Origin of the sequence: Pseudomonas sp. BCA17, from assembly GCF_004519405.1 — a bacterium.
Taxonomy (GTDB): Bacteria; Pseudomonadota; Gammaproteobacteria; order Pseudomonadales; family Pseudomonadaceae; genus Aquipseudomonas.
Genome location: NZ_SGWI01000001.1, coordinates 477,266 through 499,019 on the forward strand (window position 1 = coordinate 477,266; position 21,754 = coordinate 499,019).

Here is a 21,754-nt window from a genome sequence, read left to right on the forward strand (position 1 = left end):
AGCATTGTGATGAGTACTGAAGACAAACGCATACGCGAACTGGCGCATCAGATCTGGGAATCTGAAGGCAAGCCTCACGGCGAAGACGCGCGTCACTGGGAGATGGCTCGCAAGTTGGCGGAAGCCGAAGCACTGACCCCAAGCAAGCCTAAACCGGCCGCCAAGCCAAAGGCTGCGCCCAAGCCGCCGGCGGCAAAAGCCAAACCCGCGGCTGCGAGCAAGCCGACCCCGCCGCCGGCAAAAAAACCAGCAGCGCCGAAAAAGCCCAAGCCGTAACCGCTGTAACGCCATAAGCCTTCTGCCGGCGCAACGGCAGGAGGTGACCTCACTTTCAAATTTCTCAGCTGAACCTTCGTCGGCACGGTTTCGTTCGGCCCGAAAAAAGACCCTTGCAGGAGCAACATTGAATGAGCAAATCCCAAAAGACCCCATCGACGCCGGGCAATGAGCCGTCGCGAGTTCGTGAAGGCTTGCCCTTCCCCCTGGGTGCCACCTGGGACGGTCTGGGCGTCAACTTCGCGCTGTTCTCGGCCAACGCCACCAAGGTGGAATTGTGCCTGTTCGACGACTCCGGCGAGGTGGAGCTTGAGCGTATCGAGCTGCCCGAATACACCGACGAGATCTTCCACGGCTACCTGCCCGACGCCCATCCCGGGCTGGTCTACGGCTACCGTGTGTACGGCCCTTATGACCCTGTCAACGGTCATCGTTTCAACCACAACAAGCTGCTGATCGACCCCTATGCCAAGCAATTGGTCGGCGAGCTCAAATGGTCCGAAGCCCTGTTCGGCTACACCATCGGCCACCCCGACGACGACCTCAGCTTCGACGAACGCGACAGCGCACCCTTCGTACCCAAGTGCAAGGTGATCGACCCGGCGCACACCTGGGGCAACGACCAACCGGTGCGCGTGCCTTGGGACCGCACGATCATCTACGAGACCCACCTGCGCGGTATCAGCATGCGCCACCCTTCGGTGAACGAGTCGCTTCGCGGCACCTGCGCCGGCCTGATGGAAGATGATGTGCTCAAGCACATCCGCCAATTGGGCGTGTCGTCGGTCGAGCTGCTACCCGTGCATGCGTTCGTCAACGACCAGCATTTGCTGCAAAAAGGCATGACCAACTATTGGGGCTATAACAGCATCGCGTTCTTCGCCCCCGACCCACGCTACCTCGCCAGCGGCAAGATCGCGGAATTCAAGGAGATGGTCGCGCACCTGCACGAGCAGAAGCTCGAGGTGATCCTCGATGTGGTTTACAACCACACCGCCGAAGGCAACGAACGCGGCCCGACCCTGTCCATGCGCGGTATCGACAACGCCTCCTACTACCGGCTGATGCCCGACGACAAGCGTTTCTACATCAACGACTCCGGCACCGGCAACACTCTCGACCTGAGCCACCCGTGCGTGCTGCAAATGGTCACTGACTCCCTGCGTTACTGGGCCAACGAGATGCACGTCGACGGTTTCCGCTTCGATTTGGCGACGATCCTGGGGCGCTACCGCGACGGCTTCGACGAACGCCACAGCTTCCTGGTCGCCTGCCGTCAGGACCCGGTGCTGCGCCAGTTGAAACTGATCGCCGAACCGTGGGACTGCGGCCCCGGCGGTTATCAAGTGGGCAACTTCCCACCGGGCTGGGTGGAGTGGAACGACCGCTTCCGCGATACCGTGCGCGCGTTCTGGAAAGGCGATGACGGCCAGCTGGCGGATTTCGCCGGGCGCATGACCGCCTCTGGCGAGATGTTCAACCACCGGGGTCGCCGGCCGTACAGCTCGGTGAACTTCATTACCGCCCACGACGGTTTCACCCTGCATGACCTGGTGTCCTACAACGACAAGCACAACGAAGCCAACGACGAAAACAACCAGGACGGCAGCAACAACAACCTGTCGTGGAACCATGGCGTCGAAGGCCCCACCGAAGACCCGGAAATCAACGCACTGCGTCTGCGCCAGATGCGTAACTTTTTCGCCACCCTGCTCCTCGCCCAAGGCACGCCGATGATCGTCGCCGGCGACGAGTTTGCGCGGACCCAGCACGGCAACAACAACGCCTATTGCCAGGACAGTGAAATCGGCTGGGTCAACTGGGACCTGGATGAGGACGGCAAATCCCTGCTCAAGTTCGTCAAGCGCCTGATCAAGTTGCGCCTGGCCTACCCTATCCTGCGCCGAGGCCGCTTCCTGGTCGGCGATTACAACGAAGACATCGGCGTGAAAGACGTCACCTGGCTGGCGCCTGATGGCAATGAAATGAGCACTGAACAATGGCAAGACAGCCATGGTCGCTGCCTGGGCATGCTGATGGATGGCCGCGCCCAGGAAACCGGGATTCGCCGCCCAGGTGCCGACGCGACCTTGCTGCTGGTCGTCAACGCGCACCACGACATGGTCAATTTCCGCCTGCCGCCGGTGCCTGAAGGTGAATGCTGGACATGCCTGCTCGATACCAACCAAATCGCTGTGCGTGGCCAGGAGCGCTTTGATTTCGATCACGAGTACGCCGTGACGGGGCGCTCGCTGCTGTTGTTCGAACTGCAGCGCGCAAGCGAGGTGTGACATGGCGCTGCATCACTTCCTTCAGGGCTACCGGGGCTATGCGGATGCGCAGGCCCTCGGCCAGGCGCTGAGGGCGCTTCAGGAGGAAGGCCTGGACCAGCTGCCGTTGCCCGGCGGCGGCGAAACGTTAACGCGTTTCAGCTGCCTGGCACAGGTGGCGGGGCACGACTTGCGCCTGTGCAAGTTGTTCGAAGGGCACACCGATGCCTTGGCGATCATTGCCGAACTGCACAGCCCCGCGCCGCCCTTGGGTAGCACCTGGGGTATGTGGGCCGCCGAGCCACCCAACGCGAAAGTGCGGGTGCGGCGCGATGGCCACCGTTTGCTGATCGACGGACGCAAGGCCTGGTGCTCCGGTGCGGCCGTGGTCAGCCACGGGTTACTCACCGCCTGGGATGAGGAGGATCGTCAGCAATTGGTCGCCGTGGCAATGGATCAGCCCAGCATCACGGTGACTGATGAAGGCTGGAACGCGGTGGGTATGGCTGCCACCGGCAGTGTCGAAATCGTTTTCAGCGAAGCCCGGGGCCTCCCGGTCGGAGGCCCCGGCGATTACCTCTCGCGCCCGGGCTTCTGGCAAGGCGGGATCGGCATCGCCGCCTGTTGGTATGGCGCCGCACAGCGCCTGGGCGAGGTGCTGCGTGAGCAGTGCGCAAAACATCCGGAGCCCCATGCCCTCGCCCACCTCGGTGCAGTCGACAGCGCCTTGAACAGCGCCGCTTGTGTACTGCGCGCCAGTGCCGAACAGATCGACCGCCAGCCGACCGCCGATGCGCGACTGCTGGCTCAGCAGACGCGCGCGTGCATTGAGGACACCGTTGAACAGGTGATCCACCATGTGGGCCGGGCCGTGGGTGCCGGGCCTTATTGCAAGGACCCGCACTTCGCCCAACTGATCGCAGATCTGCCCGTGTACGTGCGTCAAAGTCATGCCGAACGCGACCTGGCCGCCTTGGGCGCGCAAGTCGCAGGCGAACCCTCAGGGAGGTGGCGGTTATGAAGCCCAATCCAATTGTCGGCCAAGGCACGCCATTGCATCACTGGCAGGCATCGACGCGGCTGGCTGAGTTGCCGGTTATCAGCGTCGAGCAGTTGGTGCCTGAAGGCCATCGCGCCGTGATTATCGCGCCTCACCCGGACGATGAAGTGCTGGGGTGTGGCGGCCTGATGCAGGGACTGGCCAAATTGGGCCGGCCCATTCAACTGATCTCCGTCACCGACGGCAGCGCCAGTCATCCTGGCTCGCGCCGCTGGCCGGTAGAACGCCTGAGCGTGGTGCGCCCGCAGGAATCGGCCCAGGCCCTGCACCGCCTTGGCCTGCCATTGCACAGTTTGAAATGGCTGCGCGCAGGGTTTGCCGACAGCCAGGTCGCGGCGCGTGAAGCCCAATTGGCGACGTTCATCCAGCGTTACCTCAAGCCCACCGATGTGGTGTTTACCACCTGGCGCGAAGACGGCCATTGCGATCATGAAGCGGTCGGCCGTGCCAGCGCGCAAGCGGCCCAGGCCGTCGGTGCAAGCCTGTTCGAGTTGCCGGTGTGGACTTGGCACTGGGCAACGCCTGAAGACAGTCAAGTACCCTGGGAGCGTGCCCGCAAAGTGCTCTTGAGCCCCGAAACCGTGGCGCGCAAGCGGCACGCTATCCACGCCTTCGCCAGCCAATTGGAGGGCGACCCGCAGATCGGCCTCGGCCCGGTGCTGGCGCCGTATGTGGTGGAGCGCCTGTTGCAACCTTTTGAAGTGGTGTTTGTATGAGCGTGGCAACCCCATATTTCGACCAGTTGTTTGCCGATAACGACGATCCGTGGGCCTTTCGCCAACGCTGGTATGAGCGGCGCAAGCGGGCCCTGACCCTGGCCGTGCTCACACGGGCGCACTACACCTCAATCTTCGAGCCCGGCTGCGCCAACGGCGAATTGAGCGCCGAGCTGGCAACACGCTGCGATCAGCTGTTGTGTTGCGACACCTCAGCGATGGCCGTGGCCCTGGCCAAAACGCGCCTGTCGGCGTTTGCCCATGCCCAAGTGCAGCAAAGTCGCCTGCCCGAACAATGGCCGACCGGCCAGTTCGAATTGGTCGTGCTGAGCGAGTTGGGCTACTACCTGGATGCGGATGACCTAGGCCGCCTGATCGACTGCGCCCTCGCCTCACTGGCGCCCAACGGCCAACTGCTAGCCTGCCACTGGCGACCCCCTATCGACGAATGCCCGCAGACCGCCGAACAAGTACACGCCCTGCTCCAGCAGCGACTGGGCATGCACCGTGTGGTACAGCATCACGAAGATGATTTTCTACTCGACCTGTGGAGCCGTGATGGCGCCTCGGTAGCAAGCCAAGAGGGCCTGCGATGATTGGCATTTTGATCCCGGTACATAACGAAGAAGCGCTGTTGGGCGAATGCCTCAAGGCGGCGATGATTGCGGCCAGTCACCCAGGCTTGCTCGGCGAAGCAGTACAGATCCTGGTGGTGCTCGACAGTTGCACCGACGGCAGCGCAGCGATTGCCCAGGCGTATCAGGTGCAGAGCCTGGAAGTGCAGGCGCGCAATGTCGGGCAGGTGCGCGGCGTGGGTGCGCGGCACTTGCTCAATCAAGGTGCACGGTGGATATCCTGCACAGATGCCGACAGCCGCGTCGCCCCCGATTGGTTGGTGGCGCAGTTGGCGCTGGGGGTCGATGCGGTGTGCGGTACGGTCACCGTGGACGCCTGGAGTGAAGGGTTCGACCCGGCGGCGCAGATTCGCTATCACCAGGCGTACGAAGCCCGGGACGGCCATCGGCATATCCACGGTGCCAACCTGGGCGTGAGTGCCGATGCCTATGTACGAGCCGGCGGCTTCGAACCGCTGGCGTGCCATGAGGATGTACAACTGGTGCGCAACCTCGAACGCTGCGGCGCCTCCATCGCCTGGAGCCATTCGCCGCAAGTGATCACCAGCGCACGCCTGGATTGTCGTGCCCAGGGCGGGTTCGGTGACTATTTGAAAAGCCTGCTGCAGTTTTCGTAAAAAAACGACATTTCAAAATGTGAAAGCGATAAATCCTTGTCTATGCTCATAACGCCTTGCACAGCGTTCCAGGGTTGGAACGCTGCGCACTCAGCGCAGGAGCCTGAGATGAATAAAAGAGAGTCGTCCCATCGACAGGGCACGACCCCGCATCAACCGACAAGGACGTACCTCCCCAATGAAGCCTGCCTCCCTAAGCGAAGGCCGCCGCGGCCCCGCACAAATCTGGAACAGCGCGCCGCAGCTGGCGCAAATCCCCATCATCGCTCTGACCTCACTGGTGCCGCCCGGCGCACGCGTGGTGGTGATTGCGCCTCACCCCGGCGATGAAGTCCTGGCCTGTGGTGGTTTGCTGCAACTGCTCAGCACCCGCGAACACCCTCTGCAATTGATCTCCATCACCGATGGCAGCGCCAGCCATCCCGGCTCCAACGTATGGCCGGCCAGGCGCCTGAGTGTGGTGCGGCCCCAGGAAAGCGTCGAAGCCCTGCGCCGCCTGGGCATGCCGTTGCACAGCCTGAAATGGATTCGTGGTGGCTTCCTCGATAATGCGCTGCCTGCACGCGAACAGCCGATGAGCCAATTCATCGCCCGCTACCTGCAACCCGGCGACGTGGTATTGACCACTTGGCGCAACGACGGCAACGCGGACCACGACGCCGTCGGCCGTGCCAGTGCCAAAGCGTGCAGCCTGGTGGGCGCGCAGTTGTATGAACTGCCCATCTGGGCCTGGCATTGCCCGGCGCGTGAGGGCGCGGTGATTCCCTGGCAGCGCGCGCGCAAGGTGCGCCTGGACAGCTGGAGCGTGGCGCGCAAACTGCATGCCGCCCACGCCTACGCCAGCCAGTTGGCCGGCGACCCGCAAATTGGCCTGGCACCGATGCTGGCCCAGGAGCTGCTGGAGCGGATGCGCGAGCCGTACGAGATTGTGTTTGTCTAGCGAGCCACTCGGCTCTACCGCAGCCGCCATTCGGTAATGCCCCCGAACCCGGTTGATCGTTAGCTGCGGCTTTGTATCGCAGTGTGTACGCCAGCCACTGCGATACATAACCCGCGACTTGCGGCGCATTCAGGACACAGGCCCGATACAGCCAAGCGTTCAACTGAGAGCCAGGCACACATCAAGCCTTAGGAGGCTCGCCATGCACACTCAGTTGAACCGCCGTTCCCTGTTCCTGGCCTTAGCGCTGTCGCCACTCGGAGCCATTGGCGTGGCCAACGCCGAAATGCCGGAAATAAACACCCCACCCGCCATCAGCCACAGCAGCTTTGGCGCGCTCAAACACATCAAGGCCGGCCTGCTGGATGTGGCTTACGCAGAAGTCGGCCCGGCCAACGGCAAGGTGGTGATTCTGCTGCATGGCTGGCCCTACGATATCGACAGCTACGCCAATGTCGCCCCGCTGCTTGCAGCCAAGGGTTATCGCGTGTTGATCCCCTACGCCCGTGGTTATGGCGACACGCGTTTTCTGTCGGATAAAACCTTGCGCAACGGCGAACCTGCCGCACTGGCCCAGGATGTGATCGACTTCATGGATGCGTTGAAAATCCAGCAAGCGGTGCTTGGGGGTTATGACTGGGGCGCACGTTCGGCGGATATCGTCTCGGCGCTGTGGCCGGAGCGGGTCAAGGCACTGGTGTCGGTCAGTGGTTACCTGATCGGCAACCAGGCCAGCGGCAAGAACCCACTGCCGCCCAAGGCCGAGTTGCAATGGTGGTACCAGTTCTACTTCGCCACCGAACGCGGCAGCGCGGGCTATCAGAAAAACACCCACGACTTCGCCAAGCTGATCTGGCAAACCGCCTCACCCCAATGGCAGTTCGACGACGCCACCTTCAACCGCAGTGCCAAGGGCCTGGACAACCCCGACCACGTCGCCATCACCGTGTTCAACTACCGCTGGCGCCTGGGGTTGGTGCAGGGAGAGGCGCAATACAGTGCGCTGGAGCAGCAACTCGCCCAGTCACCGTCCATTGGCGTACCGACCATCACCTTGGAAGGCGACGCCAACGGCGCACCGCATCCGCAACCGGAGGACTACGCCAAGCGCTTCACCGGCAAATACCAGTTCCGCCAGGTCAATGGTGGCATCGGTCACAACTTACCTCAGGAAGCGCCGCAGGCTTTCGCCAAGGCCGTGATCGACGCTGATCATCTGTGATGCAATGGCCGCTGATTGAGGTGGTCGGCACACGCCTCAATCACCCTCCCCTGGATCGACTCAGGCCGTTTGCTTACTGATCCAGCGCCGATACTGGCGGGTACGACAGGCTTCCCCGAGTTGTTGCTGGAGCAACGCACGCAGCGGTGACACGCTCGGGTCGGGCCGCTTATCCAGGCTGAGTTTGCGCAGTTGGAACTTGACCACCGCCATATTGGCCAGGGACGCGATGGTTTTGTTTTTCCAGGTGATCGGCGGCAATTGCGGAGCATTGTCTTTGCCTTGCAGCCAGTCACGGGGCAGATGCGGATCGATGGCCAACGCGGTGCCCATGCCCACCATGTCCACGCCGCTTTGCACCACGCTTTCAGCGACAGGGCGCCGACGCACGCCACCGGTGACCATCACGGGCATCTTGGCAACCGTTTGGATATCACGGGCAAATTCGAGGAAATAGGCCTCACGCGCCAGGGTCCGGCCATCACGTGCCTGGCCTTGCATGGCGGGGGCTTCGTAACTGCCGCCGGACAATTCCACCATGTCCACGTCCAGGTCGTTGAGCAGTGTCACCACACGCTTGGCGTCATCGGCGGTAAAACCGCCGCGCTGGAAGTCAGCCGAGTTCAGTTTGACGGCAACCGCGAAGTCCTTCGACACCACGGCCCTGACTGCCTTGACGATTTCCACAAGCAGACGCGCGCGGTTTTCCAGGGAGCCACCCCACTCGTCCGTGCGCTGGTTAGTCAGCGGCGACAAAAACTGGCTTAGCAGATAACCATGGGCGGCGTGGATTTCCACGCCCGTGAAACCGGCCTGCTCGCCCAGGCGAGCGGAGCGCGCGAAGCGTTGAATCACGTCCTGGATCACGCTGGGCGTCATGGCGTAAGGCGTAGCGAAACGCTTGGACAGGTTGCCCAGGCTCAGCGAAACGGCCGAGGGCGCCCAGGTCTTTTGCCCAAGGTTGGCCTGCATCTGCCGACCGGGATGGTTGATCTGCAACCAGACCTGAGCGCCGCCGGACCGGCTCACCTGGGCCCAGCGCCTGAACTTGGCCAATTGCAGGTCATCCTGCAACACCACCCCACCCGGGCCGGTCATGGCGCGGCCGTCAACCATCACATTGCCGGTGATGATCAGCCCCGCACCGCCATCAGCCCATGCCTGGTAGAGACGCATCAGGTCTGCGGAAGGCGCCTGGTGGGCGTCCGCCATGTTTTCTTCCATGGCCGCTTTGGCAATGCGGTTCTTGATGGTCGAACCGTTGGGCAGTATCAGGGGGCGAACAGGTTCATGGGGATGGTCCTCAGTTGGGGTGGAACCACCATAAGATTGAAGTCAACTTTAAGGTCAACCGTTTTTTGAGGTGTTATTTATCCGTACGAGCTGAAACCGCCGCCCCGCCCTCTTCGCGCAGACGATGCAGGAGCAACTGGGTATTCTCGGCACAAGCCACGCCCTCTGGCTTGCCCTCGACGCCCGCGATCACCCGCAACAGTTGTGCTTTGTTCTGGGCCAACCGCTGCTGCAGCACTTCGATTTCCTCAACCTTGCGTTTTAGCCCGCTCAACAACTCGTCATGCTGCCAACCGCCTGCATTGGACGGCAGCAATTTGCGGATTTCCTCCAGTGAAAACCCGGCGCCCTGCGCGCCGGTGATGAGTTGCAATACCCACTCGGTATCAGGGGCATAATCCCGGTAACCGTTGGCTTTGCGCCCGACCGACGTGATCAGGCCGCTCGCCTCATAAAAGCGGATGCGTGAAGGCGCCAAGCCGGTGAGTTTCGCCAGTTCACCTATTCTCATGTCCTACCCCTACAGCACGATTGACCTTGAAGTTGGCTTTAAAGCTAGTGTGGGCTGGCGACCGAGGCAACCCTGGGTAGTCCATGAAGCCCACGCGCGGCTGTTTGTCTCTGATGAGGGGGAATATATGACGTTCTGACAGGTCGCTATCGGCCTTTCACGATGCCCATTTAAAACGTGCGGACGCCCACCAATGCCAGAACTCAAGATTGTTCCAGCAGACAAACCACCTATTGATAGTGCACCCGAAAATGTTTAGGTCATTTCAACATCACGAATACCCGGAAATATCAGCTTACGCCTCCTAACATCTGGTGGTGTTCCAGCAAGAAGTCAACGAACAATCGCACCCGCACCGGCATTGTTGCGCCGCCGACGAACACCGCATGAATCGGTTCCCGATCCCCGGGGTTGCAGGCTTCCAATAGCGGAATCAGGTAGCCGCGCTGCAGATCCGCGCTCACGCTGAACTCACCGATACGTGCAATGCCGGCACCTTCTCGCGCGAGTTGTGCAAGCGCTTCGCCACTGCTGCATTCGATGTTGCCGCTAACCTTTAGGAAAAACTTTTTTCCATCCCGGATGAACGGCCAGTTGGGTTCGGCACGCCGGAAGTTGAAGCGCAGACAGTTGTGCTGTAACAGGTCCTCCGGTTCCTGGGGGGTGCCGTGCCGCTGCAGATACTCGGGCGATGCCAGTACTACCTGGCCGGTGTCGCCGATCCTGCGTGCGGTCAGCGGGCTGTCGGGCAGATGGCCAAAGCGGACCGCAACGTCGGCCTGCCCGCCGAGAATGTCGACCACTTCGTCGCTGAGGGTAAGGTCGATGACAATGTTCGGGTAACGGGCGCTGAATGCTGCGACCAACGGAACGATGGCCAGCCGTCCATGGCCAAGGGCGGTACTGACCCGCAATCGCCCCCTGGGTACACCTTGGTCAGCGATGGCTTCTTCGACCTCGTCCATGTCGGCCAGGATACGCCGGGCGCCCCGGAGGAACGCTTCTCCCTCGGCAGTGAAGGTGATCGCCCGAGTGGTGCGCAACAGCAGGCGGGTGCCAAGACGTTGCTCCGTACGCGCGATGATCCGGCTGACCGCCGAGGGTGTCAGCCCCAGTGCACGCGCGGCGGCCGACAGGCTGCCTTCCTGCGCCACGGTGGTGAACACGCTCATTTCACCTGACCTTCCGTTGAAATCCACTTGTGCCTCTTACGCAAAGGTGATTGCCAAAAACGCTATCTACTGCCTGATATGACTGGATCGTAGCATTAGCGGCACAGATAAGGAGCCTCTCATGCGTATCAATCCACCACTTGTCGCGCTCGCCATCGGTGCCTTCGGTATCGGCGTTACAGAATTCGCCCCCATGGGCATGTTGCCGGGTATAGCTGCGGATCTGGGCGTTTCCATTCCCGCAGCCGGTCTGCTGGTCAGTGCTTACGCGCTGGGCGTATTGCTCGGCGCACCTCTGATGACCCTGACCACTGGCAGGATTCCACGGCGCTATCTGCTGATCGGGCTCATGGCAATTTTCACCCTGGGAAATCTGATGTCAGCCCTGGCCACCGATTACTACAGCCTCATGGTCGCCAGGGTGGTGACCTCACTGAACCATGGTGCATTTTTTGGCGTTGGCTCCATCGTCGCCGCTAGCGTGGTTGCCCCGGAGAAACGTGCCGGAGCGGTTGCGGCGATGTTCATGGGCCTGACCCTGGCGACCATTGGCGGTGTACCGCTGGCCGCCTGGTTTGGTGAACTGTTAGGTTGGCGCACAGCTTTCTGGGGAATTACCGGCCTCGGCGTGGTGACCATGGCCGCGTTGTGGTTCGCATTGCCTAACCTGAAGACGCCGCAAAGCGCCGGTGTAATGGCTGAAATTCGGGTACTGGGGCGTGGTCCAGTGCTGAGTGCGTTGGCCCTGACCGTAGTCGGATCTAGCGCAATGTTTACAGTGTTCACTTACATCGCGCCGATCCTCAGCAGTGAGACCCATAGTTCCACCGCCTACATCACCGCGATGCTGGTACTTTTTGGTGTGGGGTTGACGCTGGGCAATGTGTGGGGCGGCAAGGCCGCCGACCGCTCGATAGATCGCACCTTGATCGTCTCGCTAAGTGTTCTGATTCTCGTCTTGCTGGCGTTCGCCCTGCTGATGCGTTGGCCGGTGCCGGCTGCTCTGACCATCCTGGTATGGGGTATAGCCAGTTTCGCACTGGTGCCGCCGCTGCAGATGCGCGTCATGGAAGCAGCGAAGGACGCGCCCAATCTTGCCTCTGCGGTGAACATTGGCGCCTTCAATTTTGGCAACGCGATTGGCGCAGCACTGGGCGGAGCGGTGATCAAAGCTGGTCTGGGTTATCCGGCCATTTCTCTGGCCGGAGCGGCGATGGCTGCTCTCGGGTTGCTGATGGTGTTGGCTTCTGCCTGGCGTTCCAGAACGATTGACGCAGCAGTGGTGTGACGAATATGAGGGGGCGTTACCATTGATGCGTCGAAGCAAGAGATAGAATTGCTGCCCTTGGCGAAGGGCGGCAGTCGGCCAAAAGCGGACGACCAACTCGGTTCTGGTTTCGCCCAGCTTGCCTCCTCCGCAAGTGCAAGCTGGCTCACTTCTCTGCCTCTTGGATACGCCTGGTATGTCAAGTCGGCTAAAGGTCACGCCCCCCGATGCGCATTGATTCGGCTCACGTTTAGGTTTGAACTATCCGCAATGTCCGGATAGCCACCTATCGCTGGAATTCTGAATACGCTAAGCTAAAAGGCATCCAATGCTCTACACAGCCCTGCCTTCTCAACAGGCTCGTTTTCAGGTTTTCCAGCTGGGTTTAAGCGCTGCAACGCGACCAGGCACTGGCCACCGTCCAGCAGGATCAGTTCGTAATCTTGCCCGGCCTTGGGGGTGAAGTGAAAGCTTTGCCTGCAGCTATAGGAATTGCCGCCAGAAACATAACCCTCACTCTGGAAGTTCATGGCAAAAGGCTTGTTCGCCGGCACCTTCAGTTCGCTACGCGCGGAGCCTTGCGCCTCCACCCGGCGGTTGCTCTCGGGCATGCCCAGGCTGCGACCATTATTCTGCCCCGCAAAGCCGGACTCGGACACGGCCATCACCCCGGCGCCAGGCACACGCCAGTCGATGCAGTCACGGCCCGGCACGCCGCGCGCCATGCCATTGGTGATCACACGCAAGCGTGCGGTATCCCCGGATGTGGGTTCAACATAGGCCGTATTGTAAGCACGGATATTGGAAATATTGCCGCAGCCACTCACGGCCAGGGCCAGGCCTGCGATCAGAAACGCTCTCATGGAAATCCTTTTTTTGAGGCTTAACGGCAGTGATAAGGGCTTTCGCTGCGCAGTTCCTCGCCGGTGCGGGCATCGCGAATGATTACCGTCGCCCCCGGCGCATTGAGGCAGAACGCATTGCGTATGGGGTAGATGTTATGGCCCTCGGCGGTGAAGGTGCCAAGCTTGGTTAACGGGGCGCCGGAGGCGTCCTGAGCCGTCACGGTGTATTCACCCGACATGGTCAGACAGCCGCTCAGTAACAGCGCCAAGGTGGCGCAGATTGCATATTTCACAGGTGATGTCCCTATCGTGTTGAGTGACGAGCCCTCAAAAAGAAGGCGGTTTTTTTGTGGTTTCATTGCGCCGACTCGCAGGCCTTCAACGGCTCCTTGGGGTGCAATGCACAGATATCGAAACCGTCACGCCGGGTGTAGCCCGCGCGCTTCATGCACACAAATCGCTGGGCCATCTCCTGGAAGCTGGCCTTGGGATCAATGCCGGAACCATTCTTTTCACCACACGCCAACATGGACGCAACCACATCCTGGTGGCTGGCGCCGGGCTTCTCCCACAAGTCGGCATCGGCCGTGGGGGGCTGGAAGGGCTTGCTAAAGCAAGCGCTGACAAAAGGTGCAATCAACACAATTAACGCCAGACGTTTAAGCTGCATCCTGAATTTCCTTATTTGCGCGGGCTCACCGGCACCAGCACGGGCCGACCCTCGGGCCAGTATCGTGTGCAGGCATTTGGGCCATAGGCGTAACAGCTGTGCATTGTCGTCTCGCCCTTCAATACGTTGATAAGCTCTTTGAACAGGCTACTGCCCTGGGGTATCACCCCGCCGGTGCCTGGGTTATTGCCCATGATGAACCACGTACCTACCGGGTCGTAGTTATGGACCTCGTACTTGAGGACCAGGTTCGCCCGTTCGACGGGGTCGGTGACGGCTGCGCGATTTTGCAAATAGGCCAGCTGTTCATCGGCGCGATAGACATTGAATGCACCGCCAAAGTCATACACCGTGGTTTTTCTAAGCATGCCTTGGGCATCCGGTAGATTGGCAATGGAATCTCGCGAGTTGCCGCCGGTCATGGTGCCGCGACTGTGCTCGGTCAGGTGCAAACCGGTGGCACCGTACTTTATCTGTAGCTCCCGGGTGGCGGCGGTGTAATTGGTCAAGCCCCAGAAGTCGTTGTCCATTGCCTTCTGATAGCCGGCCACCAGCAGTTCCGACATGGCATTACCCGCCGTCGGAAACCATAGGAAATATTGGGGCCCGGTAGCATCGGGGTCTCGGTGTTGAGCGGCGTATTTCGCCGCGGCTTTTGCGTCGTTGAAAATACCATTGAGGGCCACGTTAACGACGTTGTTAGCGTCGGCTTGCAGGTTATCCCGCTCGGCGCCCACCACCTCTCGGAATAAGGGTTTATCGTCCGGGCCGTCTTTGACATTGCCTTGCTCATCCATGTCCAGCACAAACATCTGGTCGGGTTTTCTAAACATGGTCTGGTACGCATCATCGGTAAACTGCACCCCTTGGCGATAGGCCTCATTCTTGATCGACTGCTCCGCCTCGGCGGTACGCTGCAGTTTGTCCAGGTCCTGACGCCCGGCGCCGACATGGGAATGGGCGGTGTCACGGTTAAGGCTGGCCACGGTCTGGCTGGCATCACGGCCGGTCAATTGCTGCTGGCGGTAAGCATCGGTAATGAGAATATTGCCGGCACTCACCGCGCTCCGCGTGTTGCCCTCGGACGAGTCCGAAGCCTTGCCTGCATCCAGGTAGTTGCTGAACAAGGCCTTGCTGGCGCCGTACATGCCCTGGCCGACAAAGTCGCTGCTGAGGGTGAGCCCGCTGCTGTCGGCGCTGGCTTTGGCGCTGTTGTGCAGGTCAGCGGTGGTCAATGAGCCGGTACTCAAGCTGTTCTTGCCATCGGCAATCGCCTTGTCGTTGCTGGCGATCACGCCGCCCACCAAGTGGGTGTTGCCCTTGACGCGGATATCAAAACCACCGTCACCGGCCCGAATGCCGCTCTGCTCAGTGACGCTTTCAAAGTTGGATTTCTGAATGCCTTTGTTCTGACTCAACGTGAAGCTCGATGAGCCGATGCAGAATGGCGGCACGCAAATACTCACGCCCACGCCCAGGCTAGTCTGTTTGGCCTTGTAGGTACTGGTGTCCTGCAGGCTTTCGACGCTGAAATCACCGCCCACATCGGCCGTGACTTGCTTGCCGCTCACCACTGCGCCCTTGAGTCGGGTATCGCCACCGGAATCGAGCGAGACCTTATTACCGGCGTCCACATGGGTATTGCTCCAGACCACATCATCGCCATCGGCCTTGCCACGGCTCTGGGACGCCCCGGCGTTAAAGCTGATGCCGGTGGTCTCGCTGCCGATGGCAATACCGATCCCGAGGCTGGCGTTGCTGCCCTTTTCGGTCGTGCGCTGTTGCACCGTGTTTTGCGCGGCCAGCAAGGCAATAGCGCCGTCGGCTTTGAGGTTAACGTCATGGCCGGCGGTGATCTGGCTGCCCTGTACGGTCAGATTGCTGTTCTTGCCGGCGCCGGCCGCGGTAATGTTGACATCACCACCGGCCAACACCGACGAGCTGGCGGCCGAATTGGAGGTCTGCTCGGTTTTACTTTCCTTCTTGCTGGTGCCGGCCGAAATGCTGATATTGATGCCGCCGGCCATGGACGGGTCCTTGTCATACTGGATATAGCCGTTGCCCGCCCCCATCAGGGTATTGACCAGCGCCAGGGTTTTGAGGCGGCCATCATCGGTGCGGTCGGACGCGGTTTTCATGCGCTGGGCGGTCTGCACGGCTTCGATCACCGGGTTGGTCACGGTAATCGTGAGGCCGCCTTGCTTGAACTTGGTCTCCTGGGTGATGTGCTGCTGGTCACGGGCCTCAAGGATATCGACCAAGCGCGCGGCAATGTTCACATCGCCTTTGGGCGCCGTCACTTGGCTGCCGACCTGACGGTAGGCATTGCCGGCCAGGATACTCACGTTGCCATCGGTGGCGCCGATGGTGCTGGCCGTCGCCGTTTCACTGTCGGTACGGTTTTGGTCGCTGCGCTGCTGGCTGCCGATGGTCACCGCGATGGCGCCACCGCTGAACAGCCCGCTCTGCTTGACCTGCTTGAAGTGCTGTTCGCTGAGCTGGTCGGTGGCGGCCACCACATTCACATCGTGCCCGGCCACCAGGGTGGTGCCACTGGTGGAGACTACGTTACTGCCGCGCACATTCAAGTCATTGTCGGCCTTGACCCACGCGGTCTCGCCACTGAGGGTGGTAGCCTGGGCGCGGGTTTCACTCACGGTGTCGCGGGTTGTGGTGGTCTTGCTGGAGAACAGGCTGTTACTGCCGGTGACCTTATGGGCCTCGTCGACAAAGTTGTAGCTCTGGCTGGTGCTTAAATTGACGTCGCGGCCTGTCGAAACGGTGACCCCGCCCTGCTCGCTGACGACCTTGGCGCCTCGGGCATTGAGGTCATTGTCCGCGATCAGGCGTACCTCGCCCTCACCCTGGATAACGCTGCCGACATCGGTGCGGCTCGCGTCCTTGCGCCAGTTACTGGCGTTCCATTGCACGCTTTGTTCACGGCTCTGGGTCACCGTGCCCAGGTTGATATCGTGGCCAGCAACCACCGTGGTCTTGCCGTCCTTGCCGGAACTGACGATCTGCGCCGCACTCAGGTTGATATCGCGCGCCGCGTTCACCACCAGTTCGCCCTTGGCATCGGAGACAAACAACCCGGCAACCCGCGAAACACCCGTGGCGGTGCCCTGGGCACTTTCGGTGTTGCGCGTGGTGGACACCAGGTTGATATCGCGACCGGCAACCGTACTCAAGCGCGTGGTGGCATCGATCAACCCGCCGAGGTTGTTCAAGTCAGTGCGGGCTTTTACCTCCACCTCGCCACCGGACAGGCGCCCGCCCAAGTTCTGCAGGTTGTCGGCGGAAATCGCCAGCACACTGCGCCCGGCGATCGTGCCGCGGTTAACCAGGTCGCCTTGTAGCTTGAGGTCGACGACGTTGCCCGCCATCAGTGCACCGGAGCCGTCCAGGTCGCCGTCGCGCACCCGCACATACACCTGCGGCACCAACGCCTGGGTCACGCTGCCGTCGGCAAGGGTCACGTCCTTCTTGACCAGCCAGACGACATCGCTGGTCAACTGGGCCATTTGCTCAGGGCTGAGCGCCACACCCGGCACCAGGTTCCACTTGCCGGCGTAGGTCAGCGCACTGTCGAGCAACGCGCGGTACTGGGTTTCATCATTGGCGTAGCCGTCGAGGAAGCGTCTGCCGGTGAGTTGGGCAATCTGTTCGCGGATCAGTTTTTGCTCATAGAAACCATCACCCAGCCGCGTAAGGGTCAGGCCCGGATCCAGTTGCAGCCGGTCCAGCATGTAGCTGGAAGACAGCCAGGAACGATAACTGGTGAACCGTGGGTCGCTCTCCACCAGATAGTTGGGGTTGGCCTGGGGGTTGAGGTGGAACAGGCTGTTGTCCGGCACCTGCACATTAAGCCCGCCGGTACGGATTGACTCACCCACGCCTCCCGCCGCCGTCGCTTGCAACGCCGCCACTTCCAGCACCGGGCCAGGCGCTCGGCCATCGCCCACATTGACCTTGGCCGCACTGGCACCGCCGGCAGCCTGATCGACGCTGCTGGTCAGGCGCGTGCCAAGTTGCAAACCGCTGCCGGTATGGGTGGTGTTTTGCAGGTACTGGGTTGGCCGCAGGAAAATATCCGTGACGCTGGCGGCCGGGTTGTAGGCGGCTGTCGAACGGCCCTGACGGTCACGGCCCTTGCGATGGATACGATACAAATGGCTGAACGTGCCACTGTCCGTCACCGTCTGCTGCCCGGTGACTTCGGTGTTGTTGAGCTGTCCGATAGTGCCCACCAACGTGCCGCCGGCGATGATTTGGCTCTTGTCGTTCAACACCGAATTGGCAGTCAACAGCATTGAGCCGCCGGAAAGGATTTCACCCGGGTCCGAGGTGAGGATCTGGGTTTGAGTGGTGGTGCGGGTGTAGTCGTAGCGGTTGTAGTTATCGGACACGCCCTCGGGGCTGACCAAGTGGCTGACTTCGTCGTTGTAGAGTGAGATCTGATCCGGGCGATAGCGATTGGCAGAGCCGGTGTGCTGGAACTCCTGAACGCCTTCGCGGCTGACCTCCACCACTTGCGTGCTGAAGTGCTCGTTGGTATTGCGCAACTCGGCACTGTTGAGGCTCAGCCCACCAAGTGCTTCGATGCTTGCGCTGGCGTTACGCACCAGCCCGGCCTGGCCGGTGGCCTGGCCCTGGGCATCCAGCGCGCCGCCGATCAACAGGTCACCGGCGCTGAAAAGCATGGCGTGCTCCCGGTTGACCAGCGTCCCGACGCCAATGTCCAGGCGTTCGCGCGCGGCGATCACGGCCGCGCGGGCATCTTCCACATCATTGGTCAATTGCACCGCCGCAATGGATACGTGATCACCATAAATACGGCCGCTGCCAAGGTTGTTGAGCACCTGGGTATTGATCCGGTTGATCTGGGCATCGATCACGCCACGGTTGTTCAGGGTATCCCCCACATCGAGGGTCACTTGCGCGGCACTGATCTCGCCATTGGCGCGGTTTTCAACCCCATCGCTCGATACCCGCAACTGCTTGCCGGCCTGAACGCCACCCTGGTTGTCGAGCGTGCCTTGCAGGCTCAGCTCAAGATTACCGTTGGCTTGCACTTTGCCGGTATTGACCAACCCCGAAGCCAGGTTGAGGCTGATATCGCCCAGGCTCAACACGCGGCCATCGCCACTGAGGCTGGCGCTGTTCAGGCCGAGCCGCTCTCCGGCGATCACTGTGCCGGCACTGTTGAGCAGCGCCTGGTCGGCGCGGATCGACACTTGCTTGCTCGACGAGATCAGGCCCGCGCTGTTATCCAACTGCCCAGTAGTGTTGACGCTCAGCAACTGGTCGGCACGCAGGGCGCCCGAGCGATTAAGCAACTGCGCCAGGTTCAGGGCCAGCGACTGCCCCTCCACGCCCTGGTTGCTCCCTTGGGTCTGCTGGTTATCCAACTGCCCTGCATCGACCGTCAAGGTGCCCCCGGCACGCAGCAGACCGCCGACGTTATCGAGGCGACCGCTGCCGATGTCCAGCCGCGCGTTACCCAGGCTCTGCAACTGTCCACCGCGATTGCTCAGGCCGCCCGCCGTCAACAGCAGGCTCTTTTCACTGCTGAGTACACCGGCGTCGAGGTTATCGACCTGCGCGGCATGGATCGCCACGTCGCCTTTGCTGCCGATAAAGCCGGCGCTGTTATTCAGGTTGCCGGTGCGCAGCGTGATATCGGCCTGCCCGAGGATGCCATTGGCACTGCCCGAATCGGTGTTGGTCAACGTTTGCCCATGGGTGTCGAGTGTGATCGCACCGTTACCCTGGATAAGCCCGGCCTGGTTCTTCAGCTCACCACTGCGCAGGTCCACGGTGCCGCTGCCGATGATGGCGCCGCGCTGGTTTGACAGGCCTTGCCCGGCACTGTCGAGCAACAGGGCCGCGCCACTGATCAACCCATCGTCGTTATTCAGGCCCAGGCTGCTAATCGTCACGCCTTGCTGGGCCTGCACCACACCGCCGATGTTATCAAACGCGCCCTGGCTCACCGTCAGCACCAGCGGCCCGCCGACCGAACCCACGGTGCCCTGCCGGTTACTCAGTGCGTTGGCGCTGACACTGAGTGAACCAATGGCCGCCAGCGTGCCGTGGTCATTGTTCACCTGCGCGCCGGACAGCGTGAGGCTGTCGCCTGCTGTGATTTTGCCTTGCGCGTTGAGCAACTGCCCGGTACTCAACTGTGCGCCCTTGGCGGCGGCCAGGGTGCCTGCACTGTTGTCCAACAGAGTATGCGCGGTGACCTTGAGGTTACCGGCCACCGCCGCCTGAACCGTGCCGCCTTGATTGAGCAAGCGATCAGCCGTCAGGCTGATATCACTGTCACTGGCCACTGTGGCGCCGGTGTTGTCCAGCAGGCCCTGGGTGTTGATGCGCAACGTGCCCGCGCCGGTCTGCAGGATGTTGCCCTGGCGGTTGGACAGTTGGTTGGCGTCGATTTGAATCTGCCGGGCCACAGTGGTGGCGCCGTCCAGTACCGCGTCGGCGACGGTGACTTGCAGTAGACCATTGCTCTGCAGGCTGCCTTGGCCCCCCGTGAGCGACTGGCCCTGAAGGGTCAAGGTGCCCGCTCCGGCGTGTTCGATCCGGCCCTTGGCATTGGACAGGGCCGCACCCGACAGGCTCACGTCGGTCGCGTTACTGGCAATGCGCCCGTCGGCATTATCGAGGCTGCCGGTTACGTCGATCACGGTGGTGCCCTTGCCCACCTGTACGATTTCACCTTGATGGTTGGACAGGCTGCCGGCCGCCAGTTGAATGCCTTCAGCATTGACCTTGGCGTTGTCGGTGGTCAGCGCCTGCTGTACCGACGTGTTCAACGTTGCCGTGGCATCCAATGCCGCACCGCTCAAGTCAGCGCCACCCGCGCGGGCAGTGAGCGTGACATTGCGCCCGGCGGTCTCACTCGCCTTGAGCTCGAGGCTCGCCGCGTCCAGGCGCAGATCGCCAGCGGCAATGGCCGAACCTTGATGCTTGAGGGTCTGGCTGGCACTGACGTGCAGCGCACCATTGCCGCTGACCTTGCCGTCGGCCGCCACGCCGGCCCCCAGCACAGATTTGCTGGCGTTGTTAATGGTACGTGCCGTCAGCGCCAAGTCCTGCTGCGCCGCGACTACACCCTGGTTGTTGATATCGCCACCACTGGTCAACGTCGCAGCGCCCTTGCTGTACAGCGAGCCGCTGTTGTCGATGCCCAACTGGCTGTGCACCTGCAGGTTCTGGCTGCTGCTGATTTGCCCGCTGTTGCCCAGCCGGCCGTCGGCGCTGATGACCACGTCGCCGGCACTTGAACCGATTTGCCCGGCATTACGCACGCCCAGCCCGGCTTCGGTGCCCACCAGCTTGATTTTACCGGCGTACATGCCGCCCAATTGCGCCACATCGATCGCGACCTGGGGCTTGTCGCCGGTACCGTTGATGGCCGTCGCCTGGGTGTTTTCGGCATTCACCTGATTGGCGCCAGTGGTGACCCGTAGGTCTTTGGCCCAGACCCCGGCGTTAACCTCGACCGACCGTGCGATCACATCGGTAAAGTCGGTCTGTGAGGCGTCCAGACCCTTGCCGGAGATCACCACCTTGCCGCTTTCGACCCGGTAACCTTGCAGTTGGCCGTCCTGCATTTGCGCAATGCCACTGGTCAAGGTGGCGCGGTTGGCGTTGATAAAACCACAACCGTCACAGGCGATACCCGACGGGTTGGCGATCACCACCTGGGCACGGTCGCCGGCCACTTCGATGTAACCGCGCAGTTGGCTGGGGTTGCTGCTGTTGACCTCATTGAGGATCACCCGCGCCGTGCCGCCGGCCAGGTGTGCATTGCCCTCGATCCAGCCGCCGAGTTGAGTCTGGGTATTGGTGCGCGCGTTATTGAGGATCGCACCTTGGGCATTGACGTCGAATTGGCTGTAGGTGTTACGCGACACCCCCGCCGCACTCGGGGCCTGGATGTTGACTTGGGGCACACCATTGGCAGCATTGATGATCACCGGCTGCTGGCCGACGGGGGCGCCACGGTCGGCGACGATGTCGCCCCAGGCCAGGGGTGAAGCCAGCGTGATCAAGCCCAGTGCCGCCATCAATGCAAACCGCAGGGGGCGCAAGGTCAATTCAGCGCTCAAGACCACTGGGGCAACGGCTGCGCCACGACCTGAGGCTTTTTTGCTCCCCAACACGTTTTCGGCCACTACCATCAGCAGGCCACGGGCTTTATTGAAAACGATCCTGTGGAGGTTTTTGTTCATGACGATCCCTGTGT

At 61.5% G+C, this 21,754-nt stretch carries 15 protein-coding genes and 1 pseudogene; 9 read left to right on the forward strand and 7 right to left on the reverse strand.

The features are described from left to right. The first annotated feature begins 9 nt into the window (after nt 1-9). The 8 genes from EXW71_RS02115 (at nt 10) to EXW71_RS02150 (ending at nt 7,736) form a co-directional block, all read left to right on the forward strand. A complete protein-coding gene (locus tag EXW71_RS02115; protein ID WP_123718510.1) occupies nt 10-276 on the forward strand; it encodes a DUF2934 domain-containing protein in 267 nt (88 codons plus the stop codon). Between the two features lie 131 nt (nt 277-407). Further along, a complete protein-coding gene (gene glgX, locus EXW71_RS02120; protein ID WP_134657392.1) occupies nt 408-2,567 on the forward strand; it encodes a glycogen debranching protein GlgX in 2,160 nt (719 codons plus the stop codon). 1 nt (nt 2,568) lies between these two features. Then, nucleotides 2,569-3,567 (forward strand): acyl-CoA/acyl-ACP dehydrogenase, encoded by a 999-nt coding sequence (locus EXW71_RS02125; RefSeq protein WP_134657393.1) that lies wholly within the window; start codon nt 2,569-2,571, stop codon nt 3,565-3,567. Beyond that, nucleotides 3,564-4,322, forward strand: a complete 759-nt coding sequence (locus EXW71_RS02130) for a PIG-L deacetylase family protein (RefSeq protein WP_134657394.1) — start codon at nt 3,564-3,566, stop codon at nt 4,320-4,322. Before EXW71_RS02125 ends, EXW71_RS02130 begins: the two co-directional genes overlap by 4 nt. Next, nucleotides 4,319-4,918 carry an SAM-dependent methyltransferase gene (locus EXW71_RS02135; RefSeq protein ID WP_134657395.1) on the forward strand — a complete coding sequence of 200 codons (600 nt, stop codon included), beginning with the start codon at nt 4,319-4,321 and terminating at the stop codon, nt 4,916-4,918. Before EXW71_RS02130 ends, EXW71_RS02135 begins: the two co-directional genes overlap by 4 nt. Further along, complete coding sequence (locus EXW71_RS02140) at nt 4,915-5,574, forward strand: glycosyltransferase family 2 protein (RefSeq protein ID WP_134657396.1); 660 nt, start codon at nt 4,915-4,917, stop codon at nt 5,572-5,574. The genes EXW71_RS02135 and EXW71_RS02140 overlap by 4 nt, the downstream gene beginning before the upstream one ends. A gap of 178 nt (nt 5,575-5,752) precedes the next feature. Further along, nucleotides 5,753-6,514, forward strand: coding sequence for a PIG-L deacetylase family protein (locus tag EXW71_RS02145; protein WP_134657397.1), 762 nt, complete (start codon nt 5,753-5,755; stop codon nt 6,512-6,514). 202 nt (nt 6,515-6,716) lie between these two features. After that, nucleotides 6,717-7,736 (forward strand): alpha/beta fold hydrolase, encoded by a 1,020-nt coding sequence (locus tag EXW71_RS02150; RefSeq protein WP_134657398.1) that lies wholly within the window; start codon nt 6,717-6,719, stop codon nt 7,734-7,736. A gap of 60 nt (nt 7,737-7,796) precedes the next feature. Here EXW71_RS02150 and EXW71_RS02155 read toward each other — a convergent pair. The 3 genes and pseudogenes from EXW71_RS02155 to EXW71_RS02165 form a co-directional block, all read right to left on the reverse strand. Beyond that, nucleotides 7,797-9,028 (reverse strand): annotated as a pseudogene (locus tag EXW71_RS02155) (NADH:flavin oxidoreductase/NADH oxidase family protein). 74 nt (nt 9,029-9,102) lie between these two features. Then, on the reverse strand, nt 9,103-9,540 hold the full coding sequence (locus EXW71_RS02160) for a MerR family transcriptional regulator (protein ID WP_134657400.1): 438 nt from the start codon (nt 9,538-9,540) through the stop codon (nt 9,103-9,105). 290 nt (nt 9,541-9,830) lie between these two features. Next, nucleotides 9,831-10,739, reverse strand: coding sequence for a LysR family transcriptional regulator (locus tag EXW71_RS02165; protein ID WP_177421571.1), 909 nt, complete (start codon nt 10,737-10,739; stop codon nt 9,831-9,833). 94 nt (nt 10,740-10,833) lie between these two features. Here EXW71_RS02165 and EXW71_RS02170 point away from each other — a divergent pair, with 94 nt between their 5' ends. Beyond that, complete coding sequence (locus tag EXW71_RS02170) at nt 10,834-12,000, forward strand: MFS transporter (protein ID WP_134657402.1); 1,167 nt, start codon at nt 10,834-10,836, stop codon at nt 11,998-12,000. 293 nt (nt 12,001-12,293) lie between these two features. Here the strand turns inward: EXW71_RS02170 and EXW71_RS02175 are convergent, their stop codons facing one another. The 4 genes from EXW71_RS02175 to EXW71_RS02190 all read right to left on the reverse strand — a co-directional run bounded on the left by EXW71_RS02175 (nt 12,294) and on the right by EXW71_RS02190 (nt 21,740). Beyond that, entirely contained in the window at nt 12,294-12,842 is a 549-nt protein-coding gene (locus EXW71_RS02175; protein ID WP_123718012.1) for a hypothetical protein, read from the reverse strand. Nucleotides 12,843-12,862: 20 nt separating this feature from the next. Next, the gene (locus EXW71_RS02180) at nt 12,863-13,117 is read right to left on the reverse strand and encodes a hypothetical protein (protein WP_123718011.1); all 255 of its coding nucleotides are present in this window, start codon (nt 13,115-13,117) and stop codon (nt 12,863-12,865) included. A gap of 62 nt (nt 13,118-13,179) precedes the next feature. Then, nucleotides 13,180-13,494 (reverse strand): hypothetical protein, encoded by a 315-nt coding sequence (locus tag EXW71_RS02185; RefSeq protein WP_123718010.1) that lies wholly within the window; start codon nt 13,492-13,494, stop codon nt 13,180-13,182. Nucleotides 13,495-13,505: 11 nt separating this feature from the next. Then, the gene (locus EXW71_RS02190) at nt 13,506-21,740 is read right to left on the reverse strand and encodes a hemagglutinin repeat-containing protein (protein WP_134657403.1); all 8,235 of its coding nucleotides are present in this window, start codon (nt 21,738-21,740) and stop codon (nt 13,506-13,508) included. Nucleotides 21,741-21,754 lie beyond the last annotated feature (14 nt).